Annotated in this window: 7 protein-coding genes and 3 tRNA genes; 4 read left to right on the forward strand and 6 right to left on the reverse strand. The window is 71.3% G+C overall.

The window, feature by feature from the left end:
* Positions 1 to 104 precede the first annotated feature (104 nt).
* The 4 genes from WJM95_RS09805 to WJM95_RS09820 all read right to left on the reverse strand — a co-directional run bounded on the left by WJM95_RS09805 (position 105) and on the right by WJM95_RS09820 (position 3,385).
* Entirely contained in the window at positions 105 to 2,774 is a 2,670-nt protein-coding gene (locus tag WJM95_RS09805) for a glycosyl hydrolase (protein ID WP_339129199.1), read from the reverse strand.
* A gap of 218 nt (positions 2,775 to 2,992) precedes the next feature.
* Positions 2,993 to 3,069: transfer RNA gene (locus WJM95_RS09810), tRNA-Ile, on the reverse strand.
* 165 nt (positions 3,070 to 3,234) lie between these two features.
* Positions 3,235 to 3,307: transfer RNA gene (locus WJM95_RS09815), tRNA-Asn, on the reverse strand.
* A gap of 5 nt (positions 3,308 to 3,312) precedes the next feature.
* A tRNA-Asn gene (locus WJM95_RS09820) sits at positions 3,313 to 3,385 on the reverse strand.
* 144 nt (positions 3,386 to 3,529) lie between these two features.
* Here WJM95_RS09820 and WJM95_RS09825 point away from each other — a divergent pair.
* From WJM95_RS09825 to WJM95_RS09840, 4 genes are all read left to right on the forward strand, one after another.
* A complete protein-coding gene (locus WJM95_RS09825) occupies positions 3,530 to 3,835 on the forward strand; it encodes a YtxH domain-containing protein (protein ID WP_339129200.1) in 306 nt (101 codons plus the stop codon).
* 158 nt (positions 3,836 to 3,993) lie between these two features.
* Positions 3,994 to 5,445 (forward strand): FGGY family carbohydrate kinase, encoded by a 1,452-nt coding sequence (locus tag WJM95_RS09830; protein ID WP_339129201.1) that lies wholly within the window; start codon positions 3,994 to 3,996, stop codon positions 5,443 to 5,445.
* A gap of 169 nt (positions 5,446 to 5,614) precedes the next feature.
* The gene (locus WJM95_RS09835) at positions 5,615 to 7,348 is read left to right on the forward strand and encodes an ABC transporter ATP-binding protein (RefSeq protein WP_339129202.1); all 1,734 of its coding nucleotides are present in this window, start codon (positions 5,615 to 5,617) and stop codon (positions 7,346 to 7,348) included.
* Entirely contained in the window at positions 7,348 to 9,276 is a 1,929-nt protein-coding gene (locus WJM95_RS09840; RefSeq protein WP_339129203.1) for an ABC transporter ATP-binding protein, read from the forward strand. Before WJM95_RS09835 ends, WJM95_RS09840 begins: the two co-directional genes overlap by 1 nt.
* Before the next feature lie 91 nt (positions 9,277 to 9,367).
* Here the strand turns inward: WJM95_RS09840 and WJM95_RS09845 are convergent, their stop codons facing one another.
* On the reverse strand, positions 9,368 to 10,672 hold the full coding sequence (locus tag WJM95_RS09845) for an RNA polymerase sigma factor (RefSeq protein ID WP_339129204.1): 1,305 nt from the start codon (positions 10,670 to 10,672) through the stop codon (positions 9,368 to 9,370).
* A 236-nt stretch (positions 10,673 to 10,908) separates the two neighbouring features.
* A complete protein-coding gene (dnaG, locus tag WJM95_RS09850) occupies positions 10,909 to 12,816 on the reverse strand; it encodes a DNA primase (protein ID WP_339129205.1) in 1,908 nt (635 codons plus the stop codon).
* Positions 12,817 to 12,938: the final 122 nt, after the last annotated feature.

Raw genomic sequence — 12,938 nt, forward strand, 5'->3', positions numbered from 1 at the left:
GACGGTCAACTCACGTCGGATCCGGCCCGCGGCGGCCCAGGGCTCTCGGACACGGGGAAGGGGTGACCCCGACCGTCCGGGGCCACCCCTTCCGCCTCGCCGCGTCAGTCGAGGTCGCGGACCTTGATCGTGTAGATGCCCCGGCCGTGGGTGGCCGCGTACAGCGTCCTGCCGTCCGGGCCCAGCTTCAGCTGGAGCACGGCGACGGCCGGGAGGTTCCCGACACGCCGCCAGGTCGTACGGCCCGGCGCGCGGTGGACGACGCCGAGATCGGTGGCGACGGCGAGGCCGCCGTCCGGCGTGACGACCACGGAGTTCGCCGGCACGTCGGGAAGGTTCCTGGAGATGTCCTTCCAGGTGGTGCCGCCGTCCTTGGACTCGAAGACATGGCCGACGCCGGCCCCGGGCCCCTCGGTCCAGTGCCGGGAGAAACCGTTGACCGCGAGGTAGACGTGGCCGGCGTCGCGCGGGTCGACGGCGAAGCCGCTGAGGTAGCGGTTGGGCACGGCGCCGTCCGCCCCGGAGGCCGGGAGCGTGATGTCGTGCCAGCCCGTACCGTCCTCGTTGCCGACGGAGATGCCGCGGGCGAAGCCCTGGTTGTTGCAGGGGCCGCACCAGGCCGCGTACACCTTCCCGTTCGAGGCCGCGACGGCGGTCGCGGTACGCCCGGCGCCGAGGTCGTACACGCTCTTCCACTCGTCGCCGCTGCGGATGGCGTAGCCGTGGGTCTGCACCCAGACGTGACGGCCGCCCGCGACCCAGGTGGAGCTGTTCCCCGCGTCGGCCGTGATCGGGGCGATGAAGCGGGCCTCGCCGGTCGCGTTGTCGGCGGGAGCGACGTTGTACGACGTCACCTTGCTCGGGTCGCTCACCCAGCTCCCGTCGTTCACGGCGCAGTTCTGGGTCACCTGGATCGCGAGGTAGACGTATTCCTCGGCGATGTGGCAGCCGTCGGCCGGGTCGGTGAGGGTGTCGCCGCCGTCGCCGCCGAAGTCGGAGCCCATCACCGTGTCGTCGCCGCGCAGGACGGACTGGCCGTTGTCCTGGAGGCCGCCGGTGACGGACACCCCGCCGTGGGTCAGGTCCTTGCCGATGCCCACCGAGTAGTACTGGAGGGTGTCGATGGTGCCGTCGTTGAGCGAGGTCCAGTCGGTGGCGTGGCCGGAGGCGTCCTGGGAGCCGTCGAGCGGGCGCCTGTAGGCGCCGCCGTCGTTGCCGACGTACACGAAGCTCTTGCCGTGGTAGCGCCCGATGGCCACGCCGTGCTGGTCGGAGTGGGTGGTCGGGTTGCAGTCGCCGGTCTGCTTGGCCGGGTCGATGCTCCAGCAGGCGAAGCCGAAGTTCCAGTACGGGCCGACGGTCGACCAGTTCGCGCCGCCGTCCCTGGTCTCGTAGACCTCCTCCAGGCCCGCGTACACATGCCGCGCGTTCGCCGGGTCGACGGCCAGGAACTGGTTGTACCAGGCCTGCACGCCGGGCATGTAGCCGCTGGACGTCAGCGCCGAGCCGTCGGCGGCCAGGCCCCGGTAGTCGGCGATCTTCGTCCACGGTCCGGTCGGGGAGCCGGACTTGGACACGTAGATGCCCTCCAGGCCGCTGTCCGGGTTGGTGTTCAGCTGCTCCGGCGACTGGTCGACGGCGTAGTAGCGCGAGCCGTCGGCGGAGCGGGCGAAGGTGACGTTGCCGACGTTGTCTGCGTCGGCGGGCAGGTCGCCCAGGCCGCCGGTGATCCGCGTCCAGACGCCCTTCACCCGGGTGTAGAAGCCGTTGTAGTCGTCACCGCTGCGCCAGCCGACCGCGAGGACCACCCTGGAGGGGTCCTTCGGGTCGATCGCGATGTCGTTGGCGATGTTCTTGTACGGGGCCGAGGCGTCGTTCGCGAGCGGACCGCCCGGCAGGTAGGCGGGGTTGGGCGCGAACTCCAGCTTCCAGGACCCGCCGAGCTTCTTCGTGGAGTGGCTCCACACGCCCTCGCTCGTCGCCGCCCACACCTTGCCGCCGCCGAAGCGCAGCTCGTGGATGGTGGTGGACTCCAGTTCGTCGCCGCCGACCCGGCCGCGCGCGGAGAACGTGCCGTGGCGCGGGTCGGACAGGACGTAGACGCCGCTGCCGAGATAGGCGTCCGCGTTGGTCGTCGCCTCGCCGGTACCCAGCCACAGCCGTCCGCCGCCGTCGAGGGCGAGCGCGCCGGTGGACTGCGAGGACAGCCTGTCGCTGATCGGCTGCCAGTGTCCTCCGCCGGTGCGCGAGCGCCAGACGCCGCCGCCGGCGCTGCCCGCGTACACGTCCCCGTGGTCGTCGGCGGCCATCGCGGCCATCCGGCCGGTCACGTCGCCGGAGCCGCCGCTGGAGTTGGAGTCGTAGTCGCGGTAGCGCGCGTCGTCGGAGTCGTACGGCAGGTCGGTGATGTTGCGCCAGTTCCCGCCGGTGCGCGGCAGGCCGGTCAGAGCGTTCCAGGCGGCTCCGTACGCGCCCGGTGCGACGACGCCGGGCGAGGTGCGGGCCTCGGCGTACTGGTCCGCTCCCTCGGCGATCTCGTCGGCCTCGTTGCCGTCGTCACCGCCGTCGTCCCCGGCCTTCGCCTTCGCGGTCGCCCTGGGGGTCACGGCGCCCGCCGACTGGGCGCGTTCGGCGGCGAGCCGGGCGAGGGCCCGGGCGCCGAAGGGGGTGCCGCCCGGACCGGGCGCGGCGCCCGCGGGGATCGCGACGAGCGCGGCGGACGCGGACAGTGCGCAGATCGTGAGCCATCGTCTCTTGCGGGTTGGTGCCGACACCAAAACCTCCCGAACGGGCACGGATACAGCGGTCGGGGACGACCCGACCACCGGCGGGAGGAAACATCAGGCACTTGGACAGGCCTTGACCAGAACCTGTCACTTCACATGGCCGGAAGGCGGCACGGCGGGCGGTCGGCGGACATGAAGAAGCCCCCTCTCGCCGGAGGGGGCTGCCGTACCGTCCCTGGCCGCGTCAGGTCTTCTCGCGTAGCCAGTGGTGGGGCGGGTGGGACTCGAACCCACGGCCGACGGATTATGAGTCCGCTGCTCTAACCGGCTGAGCTACCGCCCCGTTACGGCGCGCCGCGCACATTTGTGCGCGCCGTCTGCCGCAGCATAGCCGCTCATACGATCTCCTGCTCCAGCTGGTCGGCTTCGCGCGACCATGACGCCTTCGGCATGCCCTGGGCGGTTCCCGCGGACATGAAAAAGGACCCCGAAGGGCCCTCTTTCGTTGCTCTCCCGACTGGACTCGAACCAGTAACCTGCCGGTTAACAGCCGGCTGCTCTGCCAATTGAGCTACAGGAGATCGAGCTCCCCCGACTGGACTCGAACCAGTAACCTGCCGGTTAACAGCCGGCTGCTCTGCCAATTGAGCTACAGGGGATTGATCTTTGCATCGAACGCACCCACCTGGGTATTCGCCAGGGGGCGTGCGCTTGCTGCGACACATACATTAGCGCAAGCAGGGGGGTGCTCCGCCAATCGGTTCCCTCCGCACCGATGCCGACGCAAGGGAAGGGTGGCCGTCATGCGCTACCGGCTCACGTTCGTCGCCGGACTGGCCCTGGGTTACGTGCTCGGCACGAGGGCCGGGCGCGAGCGCTACGAACAGCTGAAGAAGTCCATGCGCCAGGTCGCGCAGAACCCCGCGGTGCGCAACACCGCGGAGACCGCGGCGCAGCAGAGCCGCGAGATCGCGGGCAAGGCGCTGCACACCGTGAGCGAGAAGGTGGGCGACCGCGTCCCCGACTCGGTCTCGGACCGGGTCCGGTCCCTGCGGGAGCGGAACGCGTCCGGCACCGGCGAGGACGACTGGGGTACCAGCAACACCTAGGGCCCCTCCCCGAAGTCGCGTTCCAGGCGTCGCCGAGCAGGCGGGGCTTCGCGGACACGACGTAGGGCGCGGCCGCGAAGCCGTGTCGGGCGGCGCCGGGTGAGGTCCGTGGGGCCGCCCGGCGCCACCGGCGCTCGCGGTACGGCAGAATTTCCGCCATGGGGATAGTCGCCGGGCTGGACAGTGCGCCCGATTTCACTCGCATCGTCGTCTGCGACACGGACACGGGTGCCGTGCTGAGGCAGGGGTATGCGCCGCACCCGCTCGACGGCGACGGCGCCGGCCGCCCCTCCGACGTGGATCCGCAGGCCTGGCTGCTGTCCCTGGGCGAGGCCGCCGGGGGCGGACTGCTGGAGGGCGTCCAGGCCATCGGCGTGTCGGCCCAGCAGAACGGGCTCGTCCCGCTGGACGCGCAGGGCGCCACCGTGCGCCCCGCGATGGTCGGCGGCGACAAGCGGGCACAGGTGGCCGCGGCCGACCTGATCGACGCGCTCGGCGGCCGCGAGGCCTGGGCGCAGGCGGTGGGCAGCGTCCCGCAGGCGGCGCAGCCGGTGACCAAGCTGCGCTGGCTGAGCAAGACCGAGCCGGAGGCCGCGCGGCGCACCGCCATGCTGCTCCAGGCCCACGACTGGCTGGTGTGGCAGCTGCTCGGGCGGCCGGTGCGCCGGACCACGGACCGGGGCGGTGCCTCGGCGACCGGCTACTGGTCCGCGGCGACCGGCGCGTACCGGCAGGACCTCGTCGAACTGGCGCTCGGCCACCAGGCCGGGCTGCCGGACGTGCTCGGCCCCTCCGAGGCGGCCGGGACCACGCCCGAGGGGCTGCTGATATCCGCCGGTACGGGCGAGACGATGGCGGCGGCGTTCGGGCTCGGCATCGGCCTCGGTGACGCCGTGGTGTCGCTGGGCGCCTCCGGGTCCGTGATGGCCGTCCACCCCGAGGCGCTGGCGGACTCCAGCGGCATGATCACCTCGCTGGCGGACGCGACCGGCATGCACCTTCCGGTCGTCACCACGCTCAACGCCGTACGGGCCCTGCGCGGGGCCGCCGAGCTCCTCGGCGTGCCCGATCTGGAGGGGCTGTCCGAGCTGGCGATGAAGTCGACGCCGGGCTCGCACGGGCTCGTCCTGCTGCCGTACCTGGAGGGCGAGCGCACCCCGAGCCTGCCGCACACGGCGGGCACGCTGGCCGGTCTGCGCCGGGAGTCGATGAAGCCCGAGCACCTGGCGCGGGCCGCCTTCGAGGGCATGCTGTGCGGGCTCGCGGACGCGCTGGACGTGCTGCGCGGCCGGGGTGTCGACGTACGCCGGATCTTCCTGCTCGGCCAGGCGGCCGAGCTGCCCGCCGTCCAGGCCGTGGCGCCGGCGCTGTTCGGCGCCCAGGTCGTCGTACCGCAGCCCGCGGACTACGCGGCGCTCGGCGCGGCCCGCCAGGCGGCCTGGGCCCTCGGCGTCTCGCAGGGCACGCTCGACCCGCGGACCCCGCCCCGCTGGCAGGGTCCGGTCGCCCAGGTGCTGGAACCCGGTGACGACCTCGCCGTGGGGCAGGCCGTACGGCAGCAGTACGTCTCCGTACGCGAACAGACGCATCCCGGGGCGTTCCGGGCGTAGCCCCGGTGTGGACGTACGACCGAAGGCGGAGGCGGTGTCCTTTTTTGGACCGCACTTGGGTTAATCGGTTGAGGTAACGCGGGGGGAGTGTCCGACGATAGGGGGTGGTGCGTGCATCATGCACAACCCGTCGGTCACCCCCGCCGTCCACGATTCCGAGAGACCCCGCGTGCTCATACGACTCCTGCGGACCCACCTCAGTCCGTACAAGAAACCCATCGCTCTGCTGGTACTGCTCCAGTTCCTCCAGACCTGCGCCACGCTCTACCTGCCCACCCTGAACGCGCACATCATCGACAACGGTGTCGTGAAGGGTGACACGGGTTACATCCTGACCTTCGGCGCCCTGATGATCGGCATCTCGCTGACCCAGGTCGTCTGCAACATCGGGGCCGTCTACTACGGCGCCCGTACGGCGTCCGCGGTGGGCCGGGACATCCGGGCCGCCGTCTTCGACCGCGTGCAGTCGTTCTCGGCGCGCGAGGTGGGCCAGTTCGGCGCGCCCTCGCTGATCACCCGCACGACGAACGACGTCCAGCAGGTGCAGATGCTCACGCTGATGACGTTCACCCTGCTGGTGTCGGCGCCGATCATGTGCGTGGGCGGCATCATCCTGGCCCTCGGCCTGGACGTGCCGCTGTCGGCGGTGCTCGTCGCCGTCGTGCCGACCCTCGGCATCTGCGTGACGCTCATCGTGCGCCGGCTGCGCCCGCTGTTCCGCACCATGCAGGTGCGTCTGGACACCGTGAACCGGGTCCTGCGCGAGCAGATCACCGGCAACCGGGTGATCCGCGCGTTCGTGCGCGACGGCTACGAGAAGGACCGTTTCCGGGGCGCCAACACCGACCTCACCGAGACGTCGCTGGCCACCGGCCGGATGCTGGCCCTGATGTTCCCGATCGTCATGACGGTGGTGAACCTGTCGTCCATCGCGGTGGTCTGGTTCGGCGCCCACCGCATCGACAGCGGCGGCATGCAGATCGGCGACCTGACCGCGTTCCTCGCCTATCTGATGCAGATCGTGATGTCCGTGATGATGGCCACCTTCATGTTCATGATGGTGCCGCGCGCGGAGGTCTGCGCCGAGCGCATCCAGGAGGTCCTGGGCACCGAGAGCAGCGTGGTCCCGCCGGTCGCACCGGTCCTGGAGCTGCGCCGCCACGGTCACCTGGAGATCCGCGAGGCCGGGTTCCGCTACCCGGGCGCCGAGGAGCCGGTCCTCAGGTCCATCGACCTGGTCGCCCGCCCCGGCGAGGTGACCGCGGTCATCGGTTCGACGGGCAGCGGCAAGTCGACGCTGCTCGGCATGATCCCCCGCCTGTTCGACGCCACCGACGGCCAGGTGCTCGTCGACGGCGTGGACGTCGCCACCATCGAGCCGAAGCTGCTGGCCAGGACGGTCGGGCTGGTCCCGCAGAAGCCCTACCTCTTCGCGGGGACCGTCGCCACGAACCTGCGCTACGGCAACCCGGAGGCGACCGACGAGGAGCTGTGGCACGCGCTGGAGGTGGCGCAGGCCAAGGGCTTCGTCCAGGCGCTGGAGAACGGTCTCGACGCGCCGATCGCGCAGGGCGGCACGAACGTGTCCGGCGGCCAGCGCCAGCGTCTGGCCATCGCCCGCACCCTGGTGCAGCGCCCCGAGATCTATCTGTTCGACGACTCCTTCTCGGCCCTCGACTACGCGACGGACGCGGCGCTGCGCGCGGCCCTGACCGAGGAGACCGCGGAGGCAACCGTGGTGATCGTCGCCCAGCGGGTGTCGACCATCAGGGAGGCCGACCGGATCGTGGTCCTCGACGAGGGCCGGGTCGTCGGGACCGGACGGCATCACGAACTGATGGCGGACAACGAGACCTACCGGGAGATCGTGCTCTCCCAGCTGACGGAAGCGGAGGCCGCCTGATGGCCGGGCCCATGGGACGCATGATGGCCGGAAGCGGCCCTGACCAGCGCTCGATGGATTTCAAGGTGTCGAGCCGGCGGCTCCTCGCCCAGTTCAAGCCCGAGCGCTCCACGCTGTACGTGATGCTCGTCGCCGTCGTCATGAGCGTGGGGCTCTCGGTGGTCGGCCCGAAGATCCTCGGCCGGGCCACCGACCTGGTCTTCGCGGGGATCGTCGGACGCCAGATGCCGGCCGGGGCGACCAAGGCCCAGGCCCTCGACGGGCTGCGTGCGCACGGCAAGGGCGCCGTCGCCGACATGCTCGCGGGGACGGACTTCACCCCGGGCGAGGGCATCGACTTCACCGCGGTGGGACACGTCCTGCTGTTCGCGCTCGGCACGTTCCTGCTGGCCGGCCTGCTGATGGCGGTGGCGACGCGGCTGGTGAACCGGGCCGTCAACAAGACCGTCTACCGCATGCGCGAGGACCTCCAGGCGAAGCTGTCGCGACTGCCGCTGTCGTACTTCGACAAGCGTCAGCGCGGTGAGGTGCTCAGCCGCGCGACGAACGACATGGACAACATCCAGCAGACCCTCCAGCAGTCGATGGGCCAGCTGGTCAACTCGCTGCTGACCATCGTGGGCGTGCTCGCGATGATGTTCTGGGTGTCGCCGCTGCTCGCGCTCGTCGCGCTGGTCACGGTGCCCCTGTCGTTCGTGGTGGCCACCCGGGTCGGCAAGCGCTCGCAGCCGCACTTCGTGCAGCAGTGGCGCACCACCGGCAAGCTGAACGCCCACATCGAGGAGATGTACACCGGCCACAACCTGGTGAAGGTGTTCGGGCGGGCGGACGAGTCGGCGGCGCAGTTCGCCGAGCAGAACGAGAAGCTGTACGAGGCGGGGTTCAAGGCGCAGTTCAACAGCGGTGTCATGCAGCCGCTGATGATGTTCGTGTCGAACCTGAACTACGTGCTGGTGGCCGTGGTCGGCGGTCTGCGGGTGGCCTCGGGCTCCCTGTCGATCGGTGACGTGCAGGCGTTCATCCAGTACTCCCGCCAGTTCTCGATGCCGCTGACGCAGGTCGCGTCGATGGCGAACCTGGTGCAGTCGGGTGTCGCGTCGGCGGAGCGGGTCTTCGAGGTCCTGGACGCCGACGAGCAGGAGGCGGACCCGGCGGTGTCGGCCCGTCCCGAGGAGCTGCGCGGCCGGGTGGCGCTGGAGCACGTCTCCTTCCGCTACGACCCGGAGAAGCCGCTCATCGAGGATCTCTCGCTGAAGGTGGAGCCGGGCCACACCGTGGCCATCGTCGGCCCGACCGGCGCCGGCAAGACGACCCTGGTGAACCTGCTCATGCGGTTCTACGACGTCACGGGCGGCCGGATCACCCTCGACGGGGTCGACGTGGCCGCCATGTCCCGCGACGAGCTGAGGTCCGGGATAGGCATGGTGCTCCAGGACACCTGGCTGTTCGGGGGCTCGATCGCCGACAACATCGCGTACGGCGCCTCGCGCGACGTCACGCGCGGGGAGATCGAGGAGGCGGCGCGCGCCGCCCACGCCGACCGGTTCATCCGGACGCTGCCCCAGGGCTACGACACGGTGATCGACGACGAGGGCACGGGCGTCAGCGCCGGCGAGAAGCAGCTCATCACGATCGCCCGGGCCTTCCTGTCGGACCCGGTGATCCTGGTGCTCGACGAGGCGACCAGTTCCGTGGACACCCGGACCGAGGTGCTGATCCAGAAGGCGATGGCGAAGCTGGCGCACGGGCGGACGTCGTTCGTGATCGCCCACCGCCTGTCGACCATCCGGGACGCGGACACCATCCTCGTGATGGAGGACGGCGCCATCGTGGAGCAGGGCGCCCACACGGATCTGCTGGAGTCCGGCGGAGCCTACGCCCGCCTCTACCAGGCCCAGTTCGCCCAGGCGGTCGCCGAGGTCGACTAGAGCCTGCCTCCCCTGGACCCCCGCTGAGGAGATTCAGCCATTCAGCCCCTCCGGCGATCGAGGAGCGGGGGTCCGGGGCGGCGCCCCCGGGTCAGTCCAGATAGCCCCGGAGCTGGTCCGCGAAGGCGTGGTCCCGCAGCTTGTTGAGCGTCTTGGACTCGATCTGCCGGATCCGCTCGCGCGTGACGCCGAAGATCCGCCCGATCTCCTCCAGCGTGCGCGGACGCCCGTCCGCCAGCCCGTACCGCAGCTGGACGACCTTCCGCTCCCGCTCCCCGAGCGTGGAGAGCACCGCCTCCAGATGCTGCCTGAGCAGCAGGAACGCCGCGGACTCCACCGGAGAGGCGGCGTCCCCGTCCTCGATGAGGTCACCGAGGGCCACGTCGTCCTCCTCGCCCACGGGGGCGTGCAGGGACACCGGCTCCTGGGCCAGCCGCAGGACCTCGCTCACCCGCTCGCCGGACAGGTCGAGCTGCGCGGCGACCTCCTCGGGCGTGGGTTCGTAGCCGCGCTCCTGGAGCATGCGGCGCTGGACCCGGACCACCCGGTTGATCAGCTCGACCACGTGCACGGGCACGCGGATGGTGCGGGCCTGGTCGGCGAGCGCGCGTGACATGGCCTGGCGGATCCACCAGGTGGCGTACGTGGAGAACTTGTAGCCGCGCGCGTAGTCGAACTTCTCGACGGCCCTGATCAGGCCGAGGTTGCCCTCCTGGACCAGGTCGAGCATCGTCAGGCCGCGGCCCACGTAGCGCTTGGCCACCGAGACGACGAGCCGCAGGTTGGCCTCGATGAGCCTGCGCTTGGCCATCCGGCCCATGACGACGATCTTGTCCAGGTCCAGGGCGAGCCGGTCGTCCAGGCCGGGGGTGAGCCGCAGCTTCTCCTCGGCGAACAGCCCGGCCTCGACCCGGCGGGCGAGGTCGACCTCCTCCGCCGCGGTGAGCAGCGGGATCCGGCCGATCTCGCGCAGATACTGGCGGAACAGGTCGGACGAGGGGCCACCGGTGTCGGCGGCACGGCTCCTGACCGGTTCCGCGGGTTCGGGGGCCTCGGTCTCCACCTCCACCTCGGCCTCCGCCCCGGGACCCTCTCCAAGGCCTTCCGGGGGGCTCTCCGGCTCGCCCTCGGGGTGGTGCGCGGCCCGGCGCTGCGCGGGGACCGCCCCGACGACGCCGGGTTCCGCGTCCGTGGCGGTGATGCTGTCGGTCTGTGCGAGGGTCTGGGTCTGCACGGGGGCGACCTCCAGGGATGTCGCTGCTGAGGCGTGCGGCAGCGGTACGTCGGGGATGGGGTCGACGGCCTCGCCGCTGTCCATCCCGCAGTCGTTTGACGGAACCGCGGGGATGGGGAACCCGTCGCGTGCGGGTCGGCCGCGCTCCGAGGACTCAGGCACCGGAACCCAGTGTGGAGTACGACACATCGCCGCCACGAGGGGCGTGCGGTGACTTTTTGCGTATGGTCCGTGACCGCGTGGTTACCGTCCTGGACGAGTGCGCAGTTCAGCGGCGGCCAAACCCGCGAAGTCCGGCACGGGATTGGCATGTGCGCCCGCCGCTTCCGCGACCCGTCGTGTCCCGGCGGCCCCTCCGGTGCGCTCCCGGCCCGACCGCGAGGGCCCCTGGAGCGGCCTCAGAGGGCTTCGGCGCCCCGCTCGCGCAGTGCCTGGCCGTACTGCTGGAGCACCCACAACTCGTTCTGTACGGCGGCCTGCTGGGCCGGGTCGCCGCCCGCGCTGAGACGGGAGAGGGAGCCCTGGACGTCCCGGATGCGGCGTTCGACGGCGCGGCGGCGGACCGCGACGAGCTGGTCGCCCGCGTAGGTCTCGTCGACGGTCTTGCGCAGGATCGCCTCGACGGCCAGCTCGGTGACCATCGCGCGCACCACGTCGTCCGGGGCGGCGTCGCGGACCCGGATCAGATACTCCTGGGGGTCCTGGACGCCGTACTCGGCGCCGCCCGCGTCCATGACGGCCTGGCGCACGGCCGCGTACGGCGGTGCGGTGAACTCGTCCATGCCGTACGCGTCGAACGCCGGGGAGACCAACTCGGGCCGCTGGAGGGCGAGTTTGAGCAGCTCGCGTTCGGTGGCGAAGACGGGGTTGCGCAGGGTGAGGGCCGGGCCCGCGGCGCCGGACGGCCTGGGGGCGGCGGCGTAGGCCTGCTGGGGCCGGCCGGCGGTGGGCGCGGGACCCGCGCCGCCGCGGTCGCGGGCCCAACGGGCCAGCTGGGCGACCCTCTTGACGACGAACTGCGTGTCGAGGATGCCGAGCATGCCGGCGAGCTGCACGGCGACCTCGTGCTGCGCGCCGCTGTTCTTGATGCGGGCGACGACCGGGGCAGCCTCGTCCAGCGCCGCCGCGCGTCCCGCCGGGGTCTCCAGGTCGTAGCGCAGGACGATCTGGCGCAGCGCGAACTCGAAGAGGGGGGTGCGGGGTTCGACCAGGTCGGCGACGGCCTCGTCGCCCTTGGCCAGGCGCAGTTCGCAGGGGTCCATGCCGTCGGGCGCGATGGCGATGTAGGTTTCGGCGGCGAACTTCTGGTCGTCCTCGAAGGCGCGCAGGGCGGCCTTCTGGCCTGCCGCGTCGCCGTCGAAGGTGAAGATCACCCGGGCCGAGCCGTTGTCCATCAGCAGCCGGCGCAGGATCTTGATGTGGTCGCCGCCGAACGCCGTGCCGCAGGTCGCGATGGCCGTGGTGATCCCGGCCAGATGGCAGGCCATGACGTCGGTGTAGCCCTCGACGACGACGGCCCGGCTGCTCTTGGCGATGTCCTTCTTGGCGAGGTCGATGCCGTACAGGACCTGGGACTTCCTGTAGATCGCGGTGTCGGGCGTGTTCAGGTACTTCGGGCCGTTGTCGGACTCGTACAGCTTGCGGGCGCCGAAGCCGACGACCTCGCCGCCGATGTCGCGGATCGGCCACATGAGGCGGCCGCGGAAGCGGTCGATGGGGCCGCGGCGGCCCTCCTGGGCGAGGCCGGAGAGGACCAGTTCCTTGTCGGTGAAGCCCTTGCCGCGCAGATGGCGGGTGAGGTGGTCCCAGCCCTGGGGGCTGTAGCCGACGCCGAAGTGGGCGGCGGCCGCCTGGTCGAAGCCGCGGTCGGCGAGGAAGGCGCGGCCCGTGTCGGCCTCGGGGCTGGTGTCGAGCTGTTCGGTGTAGAACCGCGCGGCCGCCTTGTGGGCCTCGACCAGCCGGATGCGCTCGCCGCGCTGGTGGGCCGGGTTGTACCCGCCCTCCTCGTAGCGCAGGGTGATGCCGGCCTGGGCGGCGAGGCGCTCGACGGACTCGGAGAAGGTGAGGTGGTCGACCTTCATCACGAACGTGATGGTGTCGCCGCCCTCCTGGCAGCCGAAGCAGTGGAAGAGGCCCTTGCTGGGGCTGACCTGGAACGACGGTGACTTCTCGTCGTGGAAGGGGCACAGGCCCTTGAGGTTTCCGCCGCCCGCGTTGCGCAGCTGGAGGTACTCGGACACCACGGCGTCGATCGGGACCGCGTCCCGAACCGCCTTCACGTCCTCGTCATTGATCCTGCCTGCCACGAGGTGATTCTACGGGGCCGCGCCGACACTCCCGGGGCAGGAGGACGCCCACGTGCCGGGACCCGGGGCGTACCCCGGTGATCCACGGCACACGGACGCCGCCGGAGCGGCCCGGCGCGGCT

The sequence above is a fragment of the Streptomyces sp. f51 genome (genome assembly GCF_037940415.1).
Taxonomy (GTDB): Bacteria; Actinomycetota; Actinomycetes; order Streptomycetales; family Streptomycetaceae; genus Streptomyces.

Coding starts and splice junctions, on each gene's coding strand:
- WJM95_RS09830 (WP_339129201.1), top strand. CDS start 3,994: ATGGGGATAGTCGCCGGGCTGGACAGTGCGCCCGATTTCACTCGCATC.
- WJM95_RS09840 (WP_339129203.1), top strand. CDS start 7,348: ATGGCCGGGCCCATGGGACGCATGATGGCCGGAAGCGGCCCTGACCAG.
- WJM95_RS09825 (WP_339129200.1), top strand. CDS start 3,530: ATGCGCTACCGGCTCACGTTCGTCGCCGGACTGGCCCTGGGTTACGTG.